We start from the raw sequence: 18,776 nt of genomic DNA on the forward strand, positions 1-18,776 counted from the left end.
AGGTGCCTGGGCACCTGGGATCAGACGCGCCTCCGCTTCGGCGGGCGGCAGCCGTTGTGCGGGGTCGGCGTGACGTCCTGGATGGAGCCGACCTCGAGGCCGGTCGCCTGCAGGGAGCGGATCGCGGTCTCACGACCGGAGCCCGGGCCCTTGACGAAAACGTCGACCTTGCGCATGCCGTGCTCCTGCGCGCGGCGGGCGGCCGACTCGGCGGCCATCTGCGCGGCGAACGGAGTCGACTTGCGGGAGCCCTTGAAGCCGACGTGGCCGGCGGAGGCCCAGGAGATCACGTTGCCGGAGGGGTCCGTGATCGAAACGATGGTGTTGTTGAACGTGCTCTTGATGTGCGCGTGGCCGTGAGCGACGTTCTTCTTTTCCTTGCGGCGCACCTTCTTGGCAGCGCCCTGACGTCCCTTGGGGGGCATCTCTTAACTCCTACGGGAGGTGGTCGGTCCTACAGCGAAGACCGCGGACAGTCCGCTGCGGACTACTTCTTGCCCGGCTTCTTCTTGCCGGCGATGGCGCGACGCGGGCCCTTGCGGGTACGGGCGTTCGTGCTGGTGCGCTGACCACGGACCGGCAGGCCACGGCGGTGGCGCAGACCCTGGTACGTGCCGATCTCGACCTTGCGGCGGATGTCGGCCTGGATCTCGCGGCGGAGGTCACCCTCGGTCTTGAGGTTGGCGTCCACGTACTCGCGGATCTTGACCAGGTCCTCCTCGGACAGGTCGCGAACGCGGGTGTTCGGGTTCACACCGGTGGCGGCGAGGGTCTCCTTCGCCAGGGTGCGGCCGATGCCGAAGACGTAGGTGAGTGCGACCTCCACGCGCTTGTCGCGCGGGATGTCGACACCGGAAACGCGTGCCATTCACTGGCTCCTGTGTGATCGGGGGTCTTCCGCAGTGCCGCTCTCTGGCCGCCGTACGAGGTACGGACCAGGTCCCCGGCCCCCGCCGGAGGTGTCGCCAGCCGGAACGGCCCGGCGGGCACTGCGTATGTACGGGTTACTTGCGTCGCGCGTGAGCTGCGAGGTGCAGGTAGGTGTAGGTCGGCGTACGTCAGCCCTGGCGCTGCTTGTGGCGCAGGTTGTCGCAGATGACCATGACCCGGCCGTGGCGGCGGATCACCTTGCACTTGTCGCAGATCTTCTTGACGCTCGGCTTGACCTTCATGGGATGTGAGGTTCTCCGGGTCAGTGCCAGCACCCCGCGGAGGGGGCGCGGACAAGATCTACTTGTAGCGGTAGACGATCCGGCCACGCGTCAGGTCGTACGGGGACAGCTCCACGACGACCCTGTCATCCGGGAGGATGCGGATGTAGTGCATCCGCATCTTGCCGCTGATGTGCGCGAGGACCTTGTGACCGTTCTGGAGCTCCACCTTGAACATGGCGTTCGGCAGGGACTCGATCACGGTGCCCTCGATCTCGATGGCACCTTGCTTCTTGGCCACGCTTCGCCCTTCGAATCGGCTACCTTGATCGACTCCCGCTTCCGCGTGCAGGCACGCGGATACACGAGAGCCGACGCATCAGTCTACGCGAGGCCCTTCGAAAAGACGAATCCCCAAGCCTGCCCACCTCACAAGATCCCTAAGCCAGGGGGGCGCGGGGACCGGCCGTCAGGCGAGGGGGTCCGGGGCGGCCGTGACGCCCAGCTCCGCCAGCTTCGCCCGACCGCCGTCCGGAGCGGTGAGGACCAGGGGGCCCTCCTCCGTCAGGGCCACCGAGTGCTCCCAGTGCGAGGACCATGTGCCGTCCGTCGTGACGACGGTCCAGTCGTCCTCCAGGACCTCCGTGCGCGGCGTGCCGAGGGACACCATCGGCTCGATCGCCAGGCAGAAGCCGGGCACCAGCCTCGGGCCCTTGCCGCGCCTGCGCGACACGTAGTTCAGCAGGTGCGGGTCCATGTGCATCTCGCTGCCGATGCCGTGGCCGCCGTAGTCCTCGATGATCCCGTACTTGCCGCCGCCCGGCTTGGGCTGGCGGCGGATGTACGTCTCGATGGCGCGGGAGACGTCCACCAGCCGGTTGCCGTTCCTCATCGCGGCGATGCCGGCCCACATCGACGCCTCGGTCACCCGTGACAGCTCCAGCAGCTCCGGCGCGTGCCCGGATCCGACGAACGCGGTGTACGCCGCGTCGCCGTGCCAGCCGTCGACGATGGCGCCCGCGTCGATCGAGATGATGTCGCCGTCCTTCAGGACGACGTCCTCGCCGGGGATGCCGTGGACCACGACCTCGTTCACCGACGTGCAGATCGTCGCCGGGAAGCCGCCGTGCCCCAGGAAGTTCGACTTCGCCCCGTGCTCCGCGATCACCTTCCGCGCCGCCTCGTCCAGGTCCCTGGTGGTGGCTCCCGGAACGGCCACCTCGCGCGTCGCCGCGTGGATGGCCGCGACGACCAGCCCCGCCTCGCGCATCTTCGCGATCTGCTCCGGGGTCTTGATCTGCACCATGACGGCAAACGCCTTTCTCGGACCTCTGGAGGGTCCAGTGGGGGGCTCTCGGTACAACGATACGGGCCGCACCCGCGCCAACGGCTTCGGCCGCGGCGCCCCGGGAGGACGCCGCGGCCGAAGCGCGGGGACTGCGTGTGATCCCGGGCCGGGCGGAGCCGGGGCGCCGGGGAGCGTACTGCGGGTCGACGGCGACCTACACGGCGTGCTCGCCGCTCAGCGCCGCCATGGCCCGCTCGGTCACCTCGTCGACCTTGCCGAGCGCGGAGATCGTGACCACGAGGCCCTGGGCCCGGTAGTGGTCGATGATCGGCTCGGTCTGCGTGTGGTAGACCTCCAGCCGCGTGCGGACGGTCCCCTCGGAGTCGTCGTCGCGCTGGTACAGCTCGCCGCCGCAGACGTCGCAGACGCCGCCCTGCTTCGGCGGGGAGTACGTCACGTGGAAGACGTGCGCGCTGTCGTTGCGGCAGATGCGACGGCCGGCGATCCGCTTCACGACCTCGTCCTCCGGGACCTCCAGGTCCAGGACGGCGTCCAGCTTCATGTCCGCGGCCTCGAGCATCGCGTCGAGCGCCTTCGCCTGGGCGACGTTGCGCGGGAAGCCGTCGAGCAGGAAGCCGCCCTCGGCGTCCGGCTGCTCCATGCGGTCCTTGGCCATCCCGATCGTGACCTCGTCGGGCACCAGGTTGCCGGCGTCCATGTACGCCTTGGCCTGCTTGCCCAGCTCCGTGCCCTGACTGATGTTTGCCCGGAACAGGTCACCCGTGGAGATGTGCGGAATCGACAGATTCCTGGCAAGGAACGCGGCCTGCGTACCCTTGCCGGCTCCGGGTGGTCCGACGAGGACGATTCGCATCAGCGGAGGAACCCTTCGTAATTGCGCTGCTGGAGCTGGCTCTCGATCTGCTTCACGGTCTCCAGCCCGACACCCACGATGATGAGGATGCTCGTCCCGCCGAACGGGAAGTTGGCGTTCGCACCGCCGAAGCCTGCCAACGCCATCGTCGGCACAAGAGCGATCAGGCCCAGGTACAGCGAACCGGGCCAGGTGATCCGGTTGAGCACGTAGCTCAGGTATTCGGCAGTAGGTCGACCGGCCCGGATGCCCGGGATGAAGCCACCATACTTCTTCATGTTGTCGGCCACTTCCTCGGGGTTGAACGAGATGGCCACATAGAAGAAGGCGAAGAAGACGATGAGGAAGAAGTAGATCACCGTGTGGATCGGCTTGCCGTCCACCAAATGCTGTTGAATCCACGCAGACCACCCCGATGTGCTGTTGCCCGCGAACTGGACGATCAGGATCGGGATGTAGAGCAGCGACGAGGCGAAGATGACGGGAATCACACCCGCCTGGTTCACCTTGAGGGGGATGTAGGTCGAGGTGCCGCCGTAGGAGCGGCGGCCGATCATGCGCTTCGCGTACTGGACCGGGATCCGGCGCTGGGCCTGCTCGACGAAGACCACCAGGGCGACCATCACGAAGCCGATCAGGATGACCGTGCCGAACTCGATCCAGCCCTTGGCGAGCTTGCCGCTCTCCTTGATGGCCCACAGGGAGCCGGGGAAGCCCGCGGCGATCGAGATGAACATCAGGATCGACATGCCGTTGCCGACGCCGCGGTCGGTGATCAGCTCACCGAGCCACATGACGAGGGCGGTGCCGGCGGTCATGGTGATGACCATGACGGCGATGGTGAAGATCGACTGGTCGGGGACGATCTGGTCGGCGACGGTGCAGCCGCTGAACAGCGCACCGCTCTTGGCGGTGGCCACCAGGCCGGTGCCCTGGAGGATGGCCAGGGCGACGGTCAGGTAGCGCGTGTACTGCGTGATCTTCGCCTGCCCGGACTGGCCCTCCTTCTTCAGGGCCTCGAGCCGCGGGATGACCACGGTCAGCAGCTGAAGGATGATGCTCGCCGTGATGTACGGCATGATGCCGAGCGCGAAGATGGTGATCTGCAGCAGGGCACCACCGCTGAACATGTCCATCAGGCCGAGCAGGTTCTTGCTGCCCTGCTGGGCCTGCTTGACACATTGCTGGACGTTCTCGTAGTCCACACCGGGGACCGGGATGTGTGCACCGAGCCGGTAGAGGACGATGATGCCGAACGTGAAGAGCAGCTTCTTACGCAGGTCGGGCGTCTTGAACGCCCGGGCGAACGCGGTGAGCACGGTGCCTCCTGCGACCCCCGAGCTAGCGCGTCAGAGGCGACGGGTTTGAAGAATCAGCGGTTACCTGGCAAGGCGGCGCTGTGCTGGCACAGGCCGCCCGAAGATTAATGGCGCCACCCTACCCGGCCATGCGGCACACGGGAAACATCTGTAGTCACCCACGATCCGAACCCGGTGGCCGGACCCCCGCGGCCGGACTCCGCGTCCGGCCCCGGCGCGACCCCTGGGAGGCGGGCGGGAGCGTGCCGGAGCCCACCGGGCGGCGCCGGGGCGCCGGGCGCGGGGAAGGGCCGTACCCGGGGGCGGGGCGGGTGGACGCGCGCCCTCCGCCGGCGGGCGCGTCGCCCGCACCGGGCCGTACGCGCCCTGGGCGGGCGACACGGGCGGGGGAAGGCGGAAGGCCTGGCAGGGCGCCCGGAGGCGCCCTGCCAGGCCTTCACGTCAGCCGGGGCTCAGATGAGCTCGGTGACCGTGCCGCCGGCGGCGGTGATCTTCTCCTTGGCGGAGCCGGAGACGGCGTCGACCGTCACCTGCAGCGCCACGGAGATCTCGCCCTGACCCAGCACCTTGACGAGCTGGTTCTTGCGAACCGCGCCCTTGGCGACCAGGCCCTCGACCGTGACCTCGCCACCCTCGGGGTAGAGGGCCGCGAGCTTGTCCAGGTTCACGACCTGGTACTCGGTCTTGAAGGGGTTCTTGAAGCCCTTCAGCTTCGGGAGGCGCATGTGCAGCGGCATCTGGCCGCCCTCGAAGCGCTCCGGAACCTGGTAGCGGGCCTTCGTGCCCTTGGTACCACGACCGGCCGTCTTACCCTTCGACGCCTCACCACGACCCACGCGGGTCTTGGCGGTCTTGGCGCCCGGGGCGGGACGGAGGTTGTGGATCTTCAGCGGGTTGTTCTCCGCCATGATCAGTCGACCTCCTCGACCGTCACGAGGTGGCGGACGGTGTGCACCATGCCGCGGAACTCGGGGCGGTCCTCCTTGACGACCACGTCGTTCAGGCGCTTGAGCCCGAGCGAACGCAGCGTGTCGCGGTGGTTCTGCTTGCTGCCGATGTACGACTTCGTCTGCGTGATCTTCAGGCGGGCCATTACGCACCCACCCCGGCACGCGCACGCAGCAGGGCCGCGGGGGCGACGTCCTCGAGCGGCAGACCGCGGCGGGCCGCGATCTCCTCGGGGCGCTGCAGGCCCTTCAGGGCCTCCACGGTCGCGTGCACGATGTTGATCGCGTTGTCGGAGCCGAGCGACTTCGACAGGATGTCGTGGACGCCGGCGCACTCGAGCACGGCGCGCACCGGGCCACCGGCGATGACGCCGGTACCGGGGGAAGCCGGCTTGAGCAGGACGACGCCCGCGGCCTTCTCGCCCTGGATCGGGTGCGGGATGGTGCCCTGGATGCGGGGGACCTTGAAGAAGTGCTTCTTGGCCTCCTCCACACCCTTGGCGATGGCGGCCGGCACCTCCTTGGCCTTGCCGTAACCGACGCCCACGGTGCCGTCACCGTCGCCCACCACGACCAGCGCGGTGAAGCTGAAGCGACGACCACCCTTCACAACCTTGGCGACGCGGTTGATCGCGACGACGCGCTCGACGTACGCGGTCTTCTCGGCGGCAGCAGCGCCGCCGTCACGGCCCTTCCGGTCCCGCCGCTCGCCGCCACCGGCACCGCTTCCGCGGCGCTGGGGTCCAGCCATTGGAATTACCTCTCTCTGTTTCCGCTAGCTACGGAACCGGCTCAGAACTTCAGGCCGGCTTCGCGGGCGGCGTCCGCCAGGGCGGCGATGCGCCCCGCGTACCTGTTGCCGCCACGGTCGAACACGACAGCCTCGACACCGGCGGCCTTGGCGCGCTCGGCGACGAGCTTGCCGACCTGCTGGGCCTTGGCCGACTTGTCGCCTTCGCCGCCGCGGATGGACGCGTCCAGGGTCGACGCCGACGCCACGGTGTGACCCGCGGTGTCGTCGATGACCTGGGCGGTGATCCCACGGTTGGACCGGGTGACGACCAGGCGCGGACGCTCGGCGGTACCCGAGACCTTCTTGCGGATGCGGATGTGGCGACGCTTCAGGGCAGCACCCTTGTAGGCCTTGCCCTTGGCAATCTTCACGCCGTATGCCATGGCTTACTTACCAGCCTTTCCGACCTTGCGGCGGATGACCTCGCCCGCGTACTTCACGCCCTTGGCCTTGTACGGGTCGGGCTTGCGCAGCTTGCGGATGTTCGCGGCGACCTCGCCGACCTTCTGCTTGTCGATGCCCTCGACCGAGAACTTGGTCGGCGACTCGACCTTGAACGAGATGCCCTCGGGCGCCTCGACGAGGATCGGGTGGCTGTAGCCGAGCTGGAACTCCAGGTTGGAGCCCTTCGCGGCGACGCGGTAACCGACACCGCTGATCTCGAGCGCCTTCGTGTACCCCTGGGTCACACCGGTGATCATGTTGGCCACCAGCGTGCGGGACAGGCCGTGCAGGGCCTTGTTCTGACGCTCGTCGTTGGGGCGGGTGACGCTCAGCACGCCGTCCTCACCCTTGACGATCTCGATCGGCGCGGCGACGGTGTGGGTCAGGGTGCCCTTGGGGCCCTTCACCTGGACCGTACGGCCATCGATGGTGACGTCCACGCCGGCGGGAACCGTGATGGGGAGCTTGCCGATACGCGACATTGGCTTTTCCTCCGTTCCCGACTACCAGACGTAGGCGAGGACTTCCCCACCCACGCCCTTCTTCTGCGCCTGCTGGCCGGTCAGGAGGCCGTGCGACGTGGAGATGATCGCCACGCCGAGACCGCCGAGGACCTTCGGCAGGTTGGTGGACTTCGCGTAGACCCGGAGACCGGGCTTCGAGATCCGCTTGATGCCCGCGATGGAGCGCTCGCGGTTCGGGCCGAACTTCAGCTCGAGGACGAGGTTCTTGCCGACCTCGGCGTCCTCGACCTTCCAGCCCGTGATGAAGCCCTCCTGCTTGAGGATCTCCGCGATGTGGGACTTGATCTTGCTGTGCGGCATCGTCACGGAGTCGTGGTACGCCGAGTTCGCGTTCCGCAGACGCGTAAGCATGTCTGCGATCGGATCAGTCATGGTCATGAATTGGCCTTCGGCCTCTCTCGCCGGGGTTTCCTGTATGCGCCATCCCTCTCCCCGCTCATGGGCGGGACGGGTGCGGTGCGGGGACCTACGGCGTAGTAAGCGTTATCTAGCGGGCTCGGCCCGCGGGCGTCCGGGCGGCAGGCGCCCAACCCCACAAGCCTACGGCATGTGGAGGAGGGCCCCTGCCGGCCGGTCTGCTTACCGAGAGCCCGGCGTCAACCCAACTGGGCTGACTACCAGGAGCTCTTGGTCACGCCCGGCAGCTCGCCGCGGTGAGCCATCTCACGGAGGCACACGCGGCACAGGCCGAACTTGCGGTAGACGGAGTGGGGCCGGCCGCAGCGCTGGCAGCGGGTGTACGCGCGCACACCGAACTTCGGCTTGCGGGCGGCCTTAGCGATCAGAGCCTTCTTCGCCACGGTCAGTTCTCCTTGAACGGGAAGCCGAGGTGACGGAGGAGGGCACGACCCTCGTCGTCGTTGGTCGCCGTGGTGACCACGGTGATGTCCATGCCCCGGACCCGGTCGATCTTGTCCTGGTCGATCTCGTGGAACATGACCTGCTCCGTGAGACCGAAGGTGTAGTTGCCACGGCCGTCGAACTGCTTCGGGGACAGACCGCGGAAGTCGCGGATGCGCGGCAGCGCGAGCGACAGGGTGCGGTCGAGGAACTCCCACATGCGGTCGCCACGGAGCGTGACGTGGGCACCGATCGGCTGACCCTCGCGCAGCTTGAACTGCGCGATGGACTTGCGGGCCTTGGTGACGGCCGGCTTCTGACCGGTGATCGTGGTGAGGTCGCGGATGGCGCCCTCGATCAGCTTGGAGTCGCGGGCGGCGTCGCCCACACCCATGTTGACCACGATCTTGACGAGGCCCGGAACCTGCATGACGTTCTCGTACTTGAACTCGTCACGCAGCTTGCCGACGATCTCCTCGCGGTACTTCGTCTTGAGACGCGGGGTCGTGGTGGTAGCCATCAGATGTCCTCACCCGTCCGCTTGGCAACGCGGATCTTGTTGCCGTTCTCGTCGAAGCGGTAACCGACGCGGGTCACGACCTTCTTGCCGTCCTTCTCCACGACGAGCTGGACGTTGCTCACGTGGATGGGGGCTTCGACCGTGACGATGCCGCCGGCCTGCGAGGCGCGGCCCGGCTGGTTCGCCTTGGTGTGCTTCTTGACCCGGTTGACACCCTCGACCAGGACGCGGTCCTCACGGGGGAAGGCCGCGATGACCTTGCCCTGCTTGCCCTTGTCCTTGCCGGTGATGACCTGGACCAGGTCACCCTTCTTGATCTTCATGCTTACAGCACCTCCGGCGCGAGCGAGATGATCTTCATGAACTTCTTCTCGCGCAGCTCACGGCCGACCGGGCCGAAGATACGGGTGCCGCGAGGGTCGCCGTCGTTCTTCAGAATGACGGCGGCGTTCTCGTCGAAGCGGATGTACGAGCCGTCCTGGCGGCGGCGCTCCTTGACGGTGCGAACGATGACCGCCTTGACGACGTCACCCTTCTTCACGTTGCCACCGGGGATCGCGTCCTTGACGGTGGCGACGATGACGTCACCGATGCCCGCGTAGCGGCGACCGGAGCCACCGAGCACACGGATGCAAAGGATCTCCTTCGCACCAGTGTTGTCGGCGACACGCAGTCGCGACTCCTGCTGGATCACGTCTATCTCCTGATTGTCTGCCGGTTCCCGGCGCCCGTGGGCGGACCCACGGGGCGCCGAGCCTGGCGGAACGAACCTGAAGGGTTACCCCTTCAAGTGCTTACTTGGCCTTCTCGAGGATCTCGACGACGCGCCAGCGCTTCGTCGCGGACAGCGGCCGGGTCTCCATGAGGAGGACGCGGTCGCCGACACCCGCGGCGTTCTGCTCGTCGTGCGCCTTGAGCTTGTTGGTACGGCGGATGACCTTGCCGTACAGGGCGTGCTTGACGCGGTCCTCGACGGCGACGACGACGGTCTTGTCCATCTTGTCGCTGACGACGTAACCCTCGCGGGTCTTGCGGAAGCCGCGTGCTTCGGCGGTGTTCTCAGTCACGTTGTTCTCGCTCATCAGGCGCTCTCCACCGTCTCGATGCCGAGCTCACGCTCACGCATGAGGGTGTAGATCCGGGCGATGTCCTTGCGGACGGCCTTCAGCCGGCCGTGGTTCTCGAGCTGCCCGGTCGCCGCCTGGAAGCGGAGGTTGAACAGCTCTTCCTTGGCCTCGCGGAGCTTGCCGACAAGCTCCTCGTTGCTCAGCTCGCGCAGCTCGGACGCCTTGGTACCGGCCGACATCACGCCTCACCTGCCTCGCGCCGAACGATCCGGCACTTCATCGGAAGCTTGTGAGCAGCGCGGGTAAGCGCCTCACGCGCAATCTTCTCGTTCGGGTAGGACAGCTCGAACATCACCCGACCGGGCTTGACGTTCGCGACCCACCACTCCGGGGAACCCTTACCGGAACCCATGCGGGTCTCGGCGGGCTTCTTGGTCAGCGGACGGTCCGGGTAGATGTTGATCCAGACCTTGCCGCCACGCTTGATGTGGCGGGTCATCGCGATACAGGCCGCCTCGATCTGGCGGTTGGTCACGTACGCCGGAGTCAGGGCCTGGATGCCGTACTCGCCGAACGCAACCTGCGTACCACCCTTGGACATACCGCTGCGCTTCGGGTGGTGCTGCTTGCGGTGCTTGACCCTACGGGGGATCAGCATGTCGGTCAGGCCTCCGTTCCGGTGCTCTCAGCCGGAGCAGCGGCAGCGGCCTCGGCCTTGGGGGCCTCGGCAGCGGCGTTCTGCTGCGGCTTGCGGCCGCGACCGCCGCGCTCGCCACGGCCACCGCCGCGGGCCGGGCGGTCGGCACCGCCGCGGGCCGGACGGTTGCCGGCGCGGGCGGCGGCGTTCTCGGCGCGAACCTCGGCGATGTTCTTGACGTCGCCCTTGTAGATCCAGACCTTCACGCCGATGCGGCCGAAGGTGGTCTTGGCCTCGAAGAAGCCGTACTCGACGTTCGCGCGGAGCGTGTGCAGCGGCACACGGCCCTCGCGGTAGAACTCCGAGCGGGACATCTCGGCGCCGCCGAGGCGGCCGCCGCACTGGATCTTGATGCCCTTGGCGCCCGCCTTCATCGCCGACTGCATGCTCTTGCGCATGGCGCGGCGGAAGGAGACGCGGGAGGACAGCTGCTCGGCCACGGCCTGGGCCACGAGCTGAGCGTCGACCTCGGGGTTCTTGACCTCGAGGATGTTCAGCTGGACCTGCTTGCCGGTGAGCTTCTCCAGGTCGCCGCGGATGCGGTCGGCCTCGGCGCCGCGGCGGCCGATGACGATGCCCGGGCGGGCCGTGTGGATGTCCACGCGGACGCGGTCGCGGGTGCGCTCGATCTCGACCTTGGAGATGCCGGCGCGCTCCATGCCGGACGTCATCATCCGACGGATGGCGACGTCTTCCTTGACGTAGTCCTTGTACAGCTTGTCGGCGTACCAGCGCGACTTGAAGTCGGTGGTGATGCCGAGCCGGAACCCGTGCGGGTTTACCTTCTGGCCCATTACCGGGTTCCTTCCTTGCTGCTGACGACCACGGTGATGTGGCTGGTCCGCTTACGGATCCGGTAGGCACGGCCCTGGGCGCGCGGCCGGAACCGCTTCAGGGTCGGGCCCTCGTCCACGTACGCCTCGCTGATGTACAGCGACGAGGCGTCCGTCTGGTCGTAGTTGTGCGCGGCGTTCGCGATGGCGCTGTCCAGCACCTTCTTGACCGGCACGCTCGCGGCCTGCGGGGCGAAACGCAGGACCGCCTGAGCCTCCGTGGCGTCCATGCCACGGATGAGGTCCACCACGCGGCGGGCCTTCATGGGCGTGACGCGGATGTACCGCGCCTGGGCCCTGGCTTCCATGGTTGTCCCTTCAGTGTCTGACACGTTCGTCATGGTCTTTCACCCCGCTGGTCAGCGGCGCTTCGACTTCCGGTCTTCCTTGACGTGACCCCGGAAGGTGCGCGTCGGCGAGAACTCGCCGAGCTTGTGGCCGACCATCGACTCGGTGACGAACACCGGGATGTGGGTCTTGCCGTTGTGCACCGCGATCGTGTGGCCGAGCATGGCCGGGACGATCATCGAGCGACGGGACCAGGTCTTGATGACGTTCTTGGTGCCGGCTTCGTTCTGGGCGTCCACCTTCTTGATCAGGTGGTCGTCGACGAAGGGCCCCTTCTTGAGACTGCGCGGCATCTGTGAACCCGCTCCTAGCGCTTCTTGTTCGTCTTGCGGCGGCGGACGATGTACTTGTTGCTCGCCTTCTTGGGAGAACGAGTACGACCCTCCTTCTGACCCCACGGGGAGACCGGGTGGCGACCACCGGAGGTCTTGCCCTCACCACCACCGTGCGGGTGGTCAACCGGGTTCATCGCCACACCGCGGACGGTCGGGCGGACGCCCAGCCAGCGCTTGCGGCCGGCCTTGCCCCAGTTGATGTTCGACTGCTCGGCGTTACCGACCTCGCCGATGGTGGCGCGGCAGCGGACGTCGACCAGGCGGATCTCGCCGGACGGCATGCGGAGGTGGGCCATCGAGCCCTCCTTCGCGAGCAGCTGCACGGAGGCACCGGCGGAACGGGCGAACTTGGCGCCGCCACCGGGACGGAGCTCGATCGCGTGGATCGTGGTACCGACCGGGATGTTGCGGAGCGCCAGGTTGTTGCCGGGCTTGATGTCGGCGCCGGGACCGTTCTCGATCCGGTCGCCCTGGCTCAGGCCACGGGGGGCGATGATGTAGCGCTTCTCGCCGTCCGCGTAGTGCAGGAGCGCGATGCGCGCGGTGCGGTTCGGGTCGTACTCGATGTGAGCGACCTTCGCCGGCACGCCGTCCTTGTCGTGACGACGGAAGTCGATCACTCGGTAGGCGCGCTTGTGGCCACCGCCCTGGTGGCGGACGGTCACACGACCGGTGTTGTTACGGCCGCCCTTGCTGTGCAGGGGGCGGACCAGCGACTTCTCCGGCGTGGACCGCGTGATCTCGACAAAGTCGGCGACGCTGGAGCCACGACGGCCCGGAGTCGTCGGCTTGTACTTGCGGATACCCATTTCTCAGTCCTCGTCCGATATTCGGACGATCCAGACCGCCCTTAGGCGGTCGGACCGCCGAAGATGTCGATACGGTTGCCCTCGGCAAGGGTCACGATGGCGCGCTTGGTGTTGGCGCGCTTGCCGTAGCCGGTGCGGGTGCGCTTGCGCTTGCCCTGCCGGTTGATCGTGTTGACCCCGGTGACCTTGACCGAGAAGACCGCCTCGACGGCCTGCTTGATCTGGGTCTTGTTGGCGCGCGGGTCGACGACGAACGTGTACTTGTTCTCGTCCAGCAGCGCGTAGCTCTTCTCGGAGACGACCGGCTTGACGAGAATGTCGCGCGGGTCCGTGAAGGTCTTGCTGGTGACGACGGCCTCGGTCATCAGACGTCGCTCCCTTCGGTCTCAACGTTCCGACCAGAGACCGGGGCGCCGGACACGAAGGACTCGAAGGCGGCCTTGGTGAAGACCACGTCGTCGGAGACGAGCACGTCGTACGTGTTCAGCTGGCCCGGCTCCAGGATGTGCACCTGGGGCAGGTTGCGGGCGGAGAGCCACGCGGCCTCGTCGGAGCGCTCGGCGACCAGGAGCAGGTTCTTGCGCTCCGAGATCTTGCCGAACAGCGTCTTGGCGGCCTTGGTGGAGATCTCACCCTCGACCACGCCGGTGACGACGTGGATGCGGGAGTGGCGGGCCCGGTCGGAGAGGGCACCGCGCAGGGCGGCGGCCTTCATCTTCTTGGGGGTCCGCTGGGAGTAGTCGCGCGGCACGGGGCCGTGGACGACGCCACCACCGGCGAACTGCGGGGCGCGGGTCGAACCCTGACGGGCGCGGCCGGTGCCCTTCTGGCGGTAGGGCTTCTTGCCACCGCCGCGGACTTCGCCACGGGTCTTGGTCTTGTGCGTGCCCTGGCGGGCAGCGGCCAGCTGTGCGACGACGACCTGGTGGATCAGCGGAACGCTGGTCTTCGCGTCGAAGATCTCCGCGGGGAGCTCGACGGTCCCGGCCTTGTCGCCTGCCGGCGAAAGGATGTCAATGGTGCTCATCGTTACCTCAGGCCCCCTTGGCCGCGGTACGGACCAGGACGAGGCCGCCGTTCGGACCAGGAACCGCGCCCTTGATGAGCAGCAGCCCCTTCTCCGCGTCAACGGCGTGGACGGTCAGGTTCTGGGTGGTGACCCGCTCGTTGCCCATGCGGCCCGCCATGCGGAGGCCCTTGAACACGCGGCCCGGGGTGGCGCAGCCACCGATGGAACCGGGCGAGCGGTGCTTGCGCTGGGTACCGTGACCGGCGCCCAGACCACGGAAGTTGTGGCGCTTCATGACACCGGCGAAGCCCTTGCCCTTGCTCTTGCCGGTGACGTCGACCTTGACGCCCGCCTCGAAGACCGCGGCGGTGATCTCCTGGCCGAGGGTGTACTCGGAGGCGTCGGCGGTGCGGATCTCCACCAGGTGGCGGCGCGGGGTGACGTCGGCCTTGGCGAAGTGGCCCTTGAGGGGCTTGTTCACCTTGCGCGGGTCGATCTCGCCGAAGGCGATCTGGACCGACTCGTAGCCGTCGGTGTCGTTGGTGCGGACCTGGGTGACGACGCAGGGACCGGCCTTGACGACGGTCACCGGGACGACCCGGTTGTTCTCGTCCCAGACCTGGGTCATGCCGAGCTTCTCGCCCAGGACGCCCTTAATGTTCTTAGCCATCTCGCGCGTCACCTCAGAGCTTGATCTCGATGTCGACGCCGGCCGGCAGGTCGAGGCGCATGAGCGAGTCGACCGTCTTCGGCGTGGGGTCGAGGATGTCGATGAGGCGCTTGTGCGTCCGCATCTCGAAGTGCTCGCGCGAGTCCTTGTACTTGTGCGGCGACTTGATGACGCAGTACACGTTCTTCTCAGTGGGCAGCGGCACCGGGCCCGCGACCGACGCACCAGTGCGGGTCACCGTCTCGACGATCTTCTTCGCCGAGGAGTCGATGACCTCGTGGTCGTAGGCCTTGAGCCGGATGCGGATCTTCTGTCCCGCCATGGCTACTCAGTAGTCCTGTCTCTCGTAACGCTCCGGAACCTGGCGGGCTGCCGTCTTCTCCGACCCCCGCGGTCGGGCGTGTCGCACTCCCTCTACGAAGATCTCCCGAAGGATTTCCCAACCAAGGGGGTGCGGGCCTGAGACCGCGGGTCCGGGGGAAGACACCCACCGGGTGCCTGGTCGGCGCCCCGCTGACGCTTCCCGGAAGATTCCCGTACTTCCGCCCCACGCAGGGACGACGAGTACTGTGGGACTCGCTTCCGGTCCTCCCGGCGGGAGGCGCGCAGCATCGGCACTCAACCGAGCAACCCGGACAGTCTGCCACACGGGGCGGCGCGCGCGCCAATCGAGCCGAAGAGAATACCCCGAGGGCCGTATCGATCAAACCGGGGCGCGCGGCCCCGCCCGCGCGGGCGGGTGCGGGGCCCGCGCGACGGACGTACGCGGCCCGCCCCGGCCCCGGGGCGCGTGCGTGAGGCACCTGCACGGCGCCGGCGCCCCGCGCGCGGCCGGGCGGGCACGGGGCGCGTGCGGGCGCCGTCAGTACCGCGACGCGTACGCCACGAAGCCGGCCCACGCGCCGGGCGCGACGGCCAGCCGGGGACCGTCGGCGTCCTTGGAGTCGCGGACGTGGACGGTGCCCTCGGTTGCGGCGACCTCAACGCAATCAACCTCGGGGCCGTTGCTGCTGTAGCTGCTCTTGCGCCACTCCGTCGAGAGGCCCTCGACCGGGGTCTCGCTCATCCTGTCCTCCCAGCGCCTACTCGGTGAAGGCCTCGGCTTGCGCACGCTGCCCCGCACGCGACCAACCGAGCACGGGGCACAGCGGACCGGTCAGCACTCCGAGGCGTACGCCACGAAGCTGGACCAGTTCTGCGGAGTGACGGTCAGGAGAGGACCGTCCGCATTCTTGGAATCACGAACGTGGACGGCACCCTCGGTTATGGCGGCCTCGACACAGTCACCCTCGGGACCGTTGCTGCTGAAGCTGCTCTTGCGCCACTCAAGGGCAGCGCCGTCCCGGGCAGCGGCGATACGGATCATGTCTCTCCCAGCACCTGCTCGATGAAGGCCAGCGACTCCCGCGGGGTGAGAGCCTGAGCCCGGATCATGCCATAGCGCAGCTCAAGCACCCTGAGTTGCTTCGGGTCGGAAGTGGGGCGCCCTCCGAAGGCCCCTTCCGAACGGCCGACGGCCGTACCGTCTGCGAACTTCAGCACCTGCGTCTCACCGTGCATCCCCGCATGTTCCTCACAGTGGGTCGGCATCACCTGGATCACGACGTTGCGCAACTGCCCAAGTTGCAACAGGCGTTCGAGCTGACGCCGCAGAGCCATTCTGCCTCCAAGGGGGCGCCGTAGCGTCACCTCTTCCTGGACAAAACTGAGCATGGGGGCAGGCGAGCGATCGAAGATCGCTTGACGAGCCATTCGACCCGCCACGACTCGCTCGATTTCATCGGTGCTGTAGGCAGGCTGACGCATCGCAAAGAGCGCACGGATGTACTCCTCCGTCTGAAGAAGACCGTGGAGGTTGTGGTCCCCGTAAGCCAACAGCTCCACTGCCCGCGCTTCCATCCGAGCCAGGTCCCGGACCTTCTTCGGGTAGCGGACCTCCTCCACGTCTTTCTTCATCGCGGCGATCAGGCCGTTCGCCCCCAGGACCTTGTCCGCCTTGTCCAGGTACTCGGGGCGGGGGATCCGCTTGCCCGCCTCGACCTTGTAGACCAGGTCGTCGCCGTACCCGATCAGGCGGCCGAACTCCGCCGCCTTCAGGCCGGCGGCCTCCCGGCGCAACCTGAGCTGGCGCCCGACCGTCGCGACGACGGCCGCGCCGGACTCGTCGTCCGGGTCCACCTCCCAGCCGGGGTCGTCCACGTCCTCCCCGGGCCGCCGCGTCCCGTTCGCCTCCACCACCGACCGCCTCGCCTCCGACGTACGCCTGCGGACGCGCACCCGTTCCGCGCCCCCCGACGGTCCCGACAGGAGGCCGCGCGCCACCGACAGTGACTGTACGCACGCGGAGAATCACTGTTCATCCCTTGCCGGTCACCGCCACCATTTGTGACATGAACCACAAGCAGGTCGAACCCCTTGCAGGAACAGGTGACTTCAGCATGCGGTTACCGCCCTCCCGGGCGGGGGCCCGGCTGGCGCGGGAGCTCGCCGCCGGATGGCTGCGCGACCGGACGGCGGCGCGGGGGGTGGTCGACGACGCCCTCCAGGTCGTCGCCGAGCTCGCCGCGAACGCCGCCCTGCACGGAAGGGTGCCGGGGCGGGACTTCCTGCTCGTCCTGCGCCTCACCGGCACCGGCCGCGCCCTCCGGATCGAGGTGGGCGACACGCGCGCCGAGCGGGTGCCCGCCTCCCCGCCCCAGCCCCCTGCGGACGGCAGCGAGAGCGGGCGGGGCCTGCTGATCGTCGACGCCCTGGCCGACCGGTGGGGTGTCGACACGGGGCCGGTGCCGCGCAAGACGGTGTGGGCCGAACTGGACCTCGTACCGGAGCACGGGCGGCCGGGTTCCGGTGGGCCCGGCGGTCTTCTCCAAGGAACGGAAGGAAAGGAAGAACCGCTCCCGACCCCGCCCCTCCCACCCCACGGGCGGCCTCACCCCGTCGGGTGAATGTGGTCAAACCGGCTGGCCAAGAGCGGGGGCGCGCGTTCTACGCTCAGCACGACAACATCGTCTGGCATATGCGTCGGCCCCCGCCGGGACTAGCACCCCCGGGCGGGGGCCTGACCAACGAGGAAGCACGACCTTCCTGATGGATACCAAGAACCCTAGCGCGCCTCCGCGCACCTCGTCCCGGGTAACCGGAAAGCGGGCCGCACACCACCCTTCCGGGGTCGTGCACGTCAACACCCGGCACACCAGCCGCTTCACCGTCGTCGGCAACCACCTCGCCCAGCACCGGGAGTTATCGCTCCTCGCCATCGGGCTCGCCGTGCACATCCAGTCACTGCCGACCGGCACCCGCATCGACATCAAGACCCTCGCCGCCCGCTTCCCCGAGGGCGCCCAGCGGATAGCCGGCGCCCTGCGCGAGCTGGAGGCCCACGGCTACCTGCGGCGCGTGCGGGAGCGGGCCCCCGACGGCCGGATCACCACCCGTACGCTCTCCTGCAACCAGCCCTCCGCCCGCGACCGGGCCCCCGAGGCCGGTACCCGGGCCGCGCCGCCGCCCGCACCCGAGGCCGGTGCCCAAGCTCCGCCACCGTCCGCACCCGAAGCCGGCGCCCAGGCGACGCCGCCACCCGCGCCGCCCCCTGCGCCCGCGTCCGCGCCTGCGCCCATACCCGGTCCCGTACTCGCCCAGGCACCCGGGCCGGCGGCGCCGCCGCCCGCGCCCGTACCCGCACCCGCGCCGCCGTGCGGTACGGGGCCGGCCCGCCCTCCCCGCCGGCCCCCGGCCCCCCTCCCCGTACCGCAGCCCGCCTATCCGTCCCCGTCCCTCCTCCGGGCCGCGGTCGAACTGCTCGCCGGGCTGCACCGCCACGATCCGCGCCTGCTGCTGTCCGCCCGCGACACCGAGCGGCTCGCCCCGGGCGCCGCCACCTGGCTGGAACGGGGCGCCAGCCCCGAGGGGGTACAACACGCGCTGAGCGCGCGCCTGCCCGCCGAACCGCTGTACCACCCGGCCGCGTTCCTGGCCCACCGGCTCACCACCGAACTCCCGCCCCCCGCCACCGGCCCGGTCCGCGCCCCGCACCCGCTCCAGAACTGCGACCTCTGCGACCGCGCCTTCCGGGCCCCCGACCCCGGGGTGTGCGGCGACTGCCGCGCCCTTCCCGCCCCGCCCGAACGGGGGGTCCCGCGGCCAGCCCGCCCCGTGAGGCAAGGTACCGCCCCTTCCGGGACACCCGGCCCCCTCCCGGGGGCCCGGAGCGCGGGCTGCACCCGAAGCCGCGGGCGGGCGGTCCGGGCACCGCGGTGCCGACGGACGGCTTCTCCTGCCGCACGCGGATCTCCCAGGGAGGCGGCCGCC

At 68.6% G+C, this 18,776-nt stretch carries 32 protein-coding genes and 1 pseudogene; 2 read left to right on the forward strand and 31 right to left on the reverse strand.

The features are described from left to right. Positions 1 to 20 precede the first annotated feature (20 nt). The 31 genes from rpsK to LUW75_RS08740 all read right to left on the reverse strand — a co-directional run bounded on the left by rpsK (position 21) and on the right by LUW75_RS08740 (position 16,667). A complete protein-coding gene (rpsK, locus tag LUW75_RS08590; protein ID WP_003956432.1) occupies positions 21 to 425 on the reverse strand; it encodes a 30S ribosomal protein S11 in 405 nt (134 codons plus the stop codon). Positions 426 to 487: 62 nt separating this feature from the next. Further along, entirely contained in the window at positions 488 to 868 is a 381-nt protein-coding gene (gene rpsM / locus LUW75_RS08595) for a 30S ribosomal protein S13 (protein ID WP_010473916.1), read from the reverse strand. A gap of 190 nt (positions 869 to 1,058) precedes the next feature. Further along, positions 1,059 to 1,172: a 50S ribosomal protein L36 gene (gene rpmJ / locus LUW75_RS08600; RefSeq protein WP_003956441.1), complete on the reverse strand. Its 114-nt coding sequence runs from the start codon at positions 1,170 to 1,172 to the stop codon at positions 1,059 to 1,061. A 58-nt stretch (positions 1,173 to 1,230) separates the two neighbouring features. Continuing rightward, positions 1,231 to 1,452 (reverse strand): translation initiation factor IF-1, encoded by a 222-nt coding sequence (gene infA / locus LUW75_RS08605; protein ID WP_003956442.1) that lies wholly within the window; start codon positions 1,450 to 1,452, stop codon positions 1,231 to 1,233. 168 nt (positions 1,453 to 1,620) lie between these two features. Next, positions 1,621 to 2,457, reverse strand: coding sequence for a type I methionyl aminopeptidase (gene map, locus LUW75_RS08610; protein WP_250335089.1), 837 nt, complete (start codon positions 2,455 to 2,457; stop codon positions 1,621 to 1,623). Between the two features lie 196 nt (positions 2,458 to 2,653). After that, positions 2,654 to 3,313: an adenylate kinase gene (locus LUW75_RS08615; protein WP_250335090.1), complete on the reverse strand. Its 660-nt coding sequence runs from the start codon at positions 3,311 to 3,313 to the stop codon at positions 2,654 to 2,656. Next, the gene (gene secY, locus LUW75_RS08620) at positions 3,313 to 4,632 is read right to left on the reverse strand and encodes a preprotein translocase subunit SecY (protein ID WP_250335091.1); all 1,320 of its coding nucleotides are present in this window, start codon (positions 4,630 to 4,632) and stop codon (positions 3,313 to 3,315) included. Before secY ends, LUW75_RS08615 begins: the two co-directional genes overlap by 1 nt. A 452-nt stretch (positions 4,633 to 5,084) precedes the next feature. Beyond that, positions 5,085 to 5,540 carry a 50S ribosomal protein L15 gene (rplO, locus tag LUW75_RS08625; RefSeq protein WP_250335092.1) on the reverse strand — a complete coding sequence of 152 codons (456 nt, stop codon included), beginning with the start codon at positions 5,538 to 5,540 and terminating at the stop codon, positions 5,085 to 5,087. 2 nt (positions 5,541 to 5,542) lie between these two features. Further along, a complete protein-coding gene (rpmD, locus tag LUW75_RS08630; protein WP_005313525.1) occupies positions 5,543 to 5,725 on the reverse strand; it encodes a 50S ribosomal protein L30 in 183 nt (60 codons plus the stop codon). Then, positions 5,725 to 6,330 carry a 30S ribosomal protein S5 gene (gene rpsE, locus LUW75_RS08635; protein ID WP_023587021.1) on the reverse strand — a complete coding sequence of 202 codons (606 nt, stop codon included), beginning with the start codon at positions 6,328 to 6,330 and terminating at the stop codon, positions 5,725 to 5,727. The genes rpmD and rpsE overlap by 1 nt, the downstream gene beginning before the upstream one ends. A gap of 41 nt (positions 6,331 to 6,371) precedes the next feature. After that, positions 6,372 to 6,755, reverse strand: a complete 384-nt coding sequence (gene rplR / locus LUW75_RS08640) for a 50S ribosomal protein L18 (protein ID WP_250335093.1) — start codon at positions 6,753 to 6,755, stop codon at positions 6,372 to 6,374. Between the two features lie 3 nt (positions 6,756 to 6,758). Continuing rightward, entirely contained in the window at positions 6,759 to 7,298 is a 540-nt protein-coding gene (rplF, locus tag LUW75_RS08645) for a 50S ribosomal protein L6 (RefSeq protein WP_250335094.1), read from the reverse strand. Positions 7,299 to 7,319: 21 nt separating this feature from the next. Continuing rightward, the gene (gene rpsH, locus LUW75_RS08650) at positions 7,320 to 7,718 is read right to left on the reverse strand and encodes a 30S ribosomal protein S8 (protein WP_228976557.1); all 399 of its coding nucleotides are present in this window, start codon (positions 7,716 to 7,718) and stop codon (positions 7,320 to 7,322) included. Between the two features lie 236 nt (positions 7,719 to 7,954). Next, positions 7,955 to 8,140, reverse strand: a complete 186-nt coding sequence (locus LUW75_RS08655; protein WP_003956452.1) for a type Z 30S ribosomal protein S14 — start codon at positions 8,138 to 8,140, stop codon at positions 7,955 to 7,957. Between the two features lie 2 nt (positions 8,141 to 8,142). Beyond that, positions 8,143 to 8,700: a 50S ribosomal protein L5 gene (rplE, locus tag LUW75_RS08660; protein WP_010473944.1), complete on the reverse strand. Its 558-nt coding sequence runs from the start codon at positions 8,698 to 8,700 to the stop codon at positions 8,143 to 8,145. Next, positions 8,700 to 9,023 (reverse strand): 50S ribosomal protein L24, encoded by a 324-nt coding sequence (gene rplX / locus LUW75_RS08665; RefSeq protein ID WP_023587023.1) that lies wholly within the window; start codon positions 9,021 to 9,023, stop codon positions 8,700 to 8,702. Before rplX ends, rplE begins: the two co-directional genes overlap by 1 nt. Positions 9,024 to 9,025: 2 nt before the next feature. Further along, on the reverse strand, positions 9,026 to 9,394 hold the full coding sequence (rplN, locus tag LUW75_RS08670; protein ID WP_003956455.1) for a 50S ribosomal protein L14: 369 nt from the start codon (positions 9,392 to 9,394) through the stop codon (positions 9,026 to 9,028). Positions 9,395 to 9,494: 100 nt separating this feature from the next. Further along, complete coding sequence (rpsQ, locus tag LUW75_RS08675; protein ID WP_010473946.1) at positions 9,495 to 9,782, reverse strand: 30S ribosomal protein S17; 288 nt, start codon at positions 9,780 to 9,782, stop codon at positions 9,495 to 9,497. After that, the gene (gene rpmC / locus LUW75_RS08680) at positions 9,782 to 10,006 is read right to left on the reverse strand and encodes a 50S ribosomal protein L29 (RefSeq protein WP_010473947.1); all 225 of its coding nucleotides are present in this window, start codon (positions 10,004 to 10,006) and stop codon (positions 9,782 to 9,784) included. The genes rpsQ and rpmC overlap by 1 nt, the downstream gene beginning before the upstream one ends. Further along, the gene (rplP, locus tag LUW75_RS08685) at positions 10,006 to 10,425 is read right to left on the reverse strand and encodes a 50S ribosomal protein L16 (protein ID WP_250335095.1); all 420 of its coding nucleotides are present in this window, start codon (positions 10,423 to 10,425) and stop codon (positions 10,006 to 10,008) included. Before rplP ends, rpmC begins: the two co-directional genes overlap by 1 nt. 5 nt (positions 10,426 to 10,430) lie before the next feature. After that, positions 10,431 to 11,258 (reverse strand): 30S ribosomal protein S3, encoded by an 828-nt coding sequence (rpsC, locus tag LUW75_RS08690; protein WP_168437705.1) that lies wholly within the window; start codon positions 11,256 to 11,258, stop codon positions 10,431 to 10,433. Then, positions 11,258 to 11,605 carry a 50S ribosomal protein L22 gene (gene rplV, locus LUW75_RS08695; RefSeq protein ID WP_010473950.1) on the reverse strand — a complete coding sequence of 116 codons (348 nt, stop codon included), beginning with the start codon at positions 11,603 to 11,605 and terminating at the stop codon, positions 11,258 to 11,260. The genes rpsC and rplV overlap by 1 nt, the downstream gene beginning before the upstream one ends. A 51-nt stretch (positions 11,606 to 11,656) precedes the next feature. Further along, positions 11,657 to 11,938, reverse strand: a complete 282-nt coding sequence (rpsS, locus tag LUW75_RS08700; protein ID WP_004984529.1) for a 30S ribosomal protein S19 — start codon at positions 11,936 to 11,938, stop codon at positions 11,657 to 11,659. A gap of 14 nt (positions 11,939 to 11,952) precedes the next feature. Beyond that, the gene (gene rplB, locus LUW75_RS08705; RefSeq protein ID WP_010473951.1) at positions 11,953 to 12,789 is read right to left on the reverse strand and encodes a 50S ribosomal protein L2; all 837 of its coding nucleotides are present in this window, start codon (positions 12,787 to 12,789) and stop codon (positions 11,953 to 11,955) included. Between the two features lie 41 nt (positions 12,790 to 12,830). Then, positions 12,831 to 13,154 (reverse strand): 50S ribosomal protein L23, encoded by a 324-nt coding sequence (gene rplW, locus LUW75_RS08710; RefSeq protein WP_023587028.1) that lies wholly within the window; start codon positions 13,152 to 13,154, stop codon positions 12,831 to 12,833. Then, on the reverse strand, positions 13,154 to 13,816 hold the full coding sequence (gene rplD, locus LUW75_RS08715; protein WP_250335096.1) for a 50S ribosomal protein L4: 663 nt from the start codon (positions 13,814 to 13,816) through the stop codon (positions 13,154 to 13,156). The genes rplW and rplD overlap by 1 nt, the downstream gene beginning before the upstream one ends. Before the next feature lie 7 nt (positions 13,817 to 13,823). Then, complete coding sequence (rplC, locus tag LUW75_RS08720) at positions 13,824 to 14,468, reverse strand: 50S ribosomal protein L3 (RefSeq protein WP_010473957.1); 645 nt, start codon at positions 14,466 to 14,468, stop codon at positions 13,824 to 13,826. Between the two features lie 13 nt (positions 14,469 to 14,481). After that, the gene (gene rpsJ / locus LUW75_RS08725) at positions 14,482 to 14,790 is read right to left on the reverse strand and encodes a 30S ribosomal protein S10 (RefSeq protein WP_003948644.1); all 309 of its coding nucleotides are present in this window, start codon (positions 14,788 to 14,790) and stop codon (positions 14,482 to 14,484) included. A 540-nt stretch (positions 14,791 to 15,330) separates the two neighbouring features. Beyond that, a complete protein-coding gene (locus LUW75_RS08730) occupies positions 15,331 to 15,534 on the reverse strand; it encodes a DUF397 domain-containing protein (protein ID WP_250335097.1) in 204 nt (67 codons plus the stop codon). Between the two features lie 90 nt (positions 15,535 to 15,624). Further along, positions 15,625 to 15,834: a DUF397 domain-containing protein gene (locus LUW75_RS08735; RefSeq protein WP_168437711.1), complete on the reverse strand. Its 210-nt coding sequence runs from the start codon at positions 15,832 to 15,834 to the stop codon at positions 15,625 to 15,627. Further along, the gene (locus LUW75_RS08740; RefSeq protein ID WP_309246894.1) at positions 15,831 to 16,667 is read right to left on the reverse strand and encodes a helix-turn-helix domain-containing protein; all 837 of its coding nucleotides are present in this window, start codon (positions 16,665 to 16,667) and stop codon (positions 15,831 to 15,833) included. The genes LUW75_RS08735 and LUW75_RS08740 overlap by 4 nt, the downstream gene beginning before the upstream one ends. A gap of 191 nt (positions 16,668 to 16,858) precedes the next feature. Here LUW75_RS08740 and LUW75_RS08745 point away from each other — a divergent pair, with 191 nt between their 5' ends. Next, positions 16,859 to 17,413 carry an ATP-binding protein gene (locus tag LUW75_RS08745; RefSeq protein WP_250335098.1) on the forward strand — a complete coding sequence of 185 codons (555 nt, stop codon included), beginning with the start codon at positions 16,859 to 16,861 and terminating at the stop codon, positions 17,411 to 17,413. A gap of 142 nt (positions 17,414 to 17,555) precedes the next feature. Continuing rightward, a pseudogene (locus tag LUW75_RS08750) lies at positions 17,556 to 18,428 on the forward strand (hypothetical protein); the annotation flags it as partial. Positions 18,429 to 18,776 lie beyond the last annotated feature (348 nt).

This window comes from Streptomyces sp. MRC013 (genome assembly GCF_023614235.1).
In the GTDB taxonomy this organism is placed as follows: Bacteria; Actinomycetota; Actinomycetes; order Streptomycetales; family Streptomycetaceae; genus Streptomyces.

Bases quoted from the DNA above. Each gene is read 5' to 3' on its own strand.
- rpsK (WP_003956432.1), bottom strand. From the start codon at position 425: ATGCCCCCCAAGGGACGTCAGGGCGCTGCCAAGAAGGTGCGCCGCAAG.
- rpsM (WP_010473916.1), bottom strand. From the start codon at position 868: ATGGCACGCGTTTCCGGTGTCGACATCCCGCGCGACAAGCGCGTGGAG.
- rpmJ (WP_003956441.1), bottom strand. From the start codon at position 1,172: ATGAAGGTCAAGCCGAGCGTCAAGAAGATCTGCGACAAGTGCAAGGTG.
- map (WP_250335089.1), bottom strand. From the start codon at position 2,457: ATGGTGCAGATCAAGACCCCGGAGCAGATCGCGAAGATGCGCGAGGCG.
- LUW75_RS08615 (WP_250335090.1), bottom strand. From the start codon at position 3,313: ATGCGAATCGTCCTCGTCGGACCACCCGGAGCCGGCAAGGGTACGCAG.
- rplO (WP_250335092.1), bottom strand. From the start codon at position 5,540: ATGGCGGAGAACAACCCGCTGAAGATCCACAACCTCCGTCCCGCCCCG.
- rpmD (WP_005313525.1), bottom strand. From the start codon at position 5,725: ATGGCCCGCCTGAAGATCACGCAGACGAAGTCGTACATCGGCAGCAAG.
- rpsE (WP_023587021.1), bottom strand. From the start codon at position 6,330: ATGGCTGGACCCCAGCGCCGCGGAAGCGGTGCCGGTGGCGGCGAGCGG.
- rplR (WP_250335093.1), bottom strand. From the start codon at position 6,755: ATGGCATACGGCGTGAAGATTGCCAAGGGCAAGGCCTACAAGGGTGCT.
- rplF (WP_250335094.1), bottom strand. From the start codon at position 7,298: ATGTCGCGTATCGGCAAGCTCCCCATCACGGTTCCCGCCGGCGTGGAC.
- rpsH (WP_228976557.1), bottom strand. From the start codon at position 7,718: ATGACCATGACTGATCCGATCGCAGACATGCTTACGCGTCTGCGGAAC.
- rplE (WP_010473944.1), bottom strand. From the start codon at position 8,700: ATGGCTACCACCACGACCCCGCGTCTCAAGACGAAGTACCGCGAGGAG.
- rplX (WP_023587023.1), bottom strand. From the start codon at position 9,023: ATGAAGATCAAGAAGGGTGACCTGGTCCAGGTCATCACCGGCAAGGAC.
- rpsQ (WP_010473946.1), bottom strand. From the start codon at position 9,782: ATGAGCGAGAACAACGTGACTGAGAACACCGCCGAAGCACGCGGCTTC.
- rpmC (WP_010473947.1), bottom strand. From the start codon at position 10,006: ATGTCGGCCGGTACCAAGGCGTCCGAGCTGCGCGAGCTGAGCAACGAG.
- rplP (WP_250335095.1), bottom strand. From the start codon at position 10,425: ATGCTGATCCCCCGTAGGGTCAAGCACCGCAAGCAGCACCACCCGAAG.
- rpsC (WP_168437705.1), bottom strand. From the start codon at position 11,258: ATGGGCCAGAAGGTAAACCCGCACGGGTTCCGGCTCGGCATCACCACC.
- rplV (WP_010473950.1), bottom strand. From the start codon at position 11,605: ATGGAAGCCAGGGCCCAGGCGCGGTACATCCGCGTCACGCCCATGAAG.
- rpsS (WP_004984529.1), bottom strand. From the start codon at position 11,938: ATGCCGCGCAGTCTCAAGAAGGGGCCCTTCGTCGACGACCACCTGATC.
- rplB (WP_010473951.1), bottom strand. From the start codon at position 12,789: ATGGGTATCCGCAAGTACAAGCCGACGACTCCGGGCCGTCGTGGCTCC.
- rplW (WP_023587028.1), bottom strand. From the start codon at position 13,154: ATGACCGAGGCCGTCGTCACCAGCAAGACCTTCACGGACCCGCGCGAC.
- rplD (WP_250335096.1), bottom strand. From the start codon at position 13,816: ATGAGCACCATTGACATCCTTTCGCCGGCAGGCGACAAGGCCGGGACC.
- rplC (WP_010473957.1), bottom strand. From the start codon at position 14,468: ATGGCTAAGAACATTAAGGGCGTCCTGGGCGAGAAGCTCGGCATGACC.
- rpsJ (WP_003948644.1), bottom strand. From the start codon at position 14,790: ATGGCGGGACAGAAGATCCGCATCCGGCTCAAGGCCTACGACCACGAG.
- LUW75_RS08730 (WP_250335097.1), bottom strand. From the start codon at position 15,534: ATGAGCGAGACCCCGGTCGAGGGCCTCTCGACGGAGTGGCGCAAGAGC.
- LUW75_RS08735 (WP_168437711.1), bottom strand. From the start codon at position 15,834: ATGATCCGTATCGCCGCTGCCCGGGACGGCGCTGCCCTTGAGTGGCGC.
- LUW75_RS08745 (WP_250335098.1), top strand. From the start codon at position 16,859: ATGAACCACAAGCAGGTCGAACCCCTTGCAGGAACAGGTGACTTCAGC.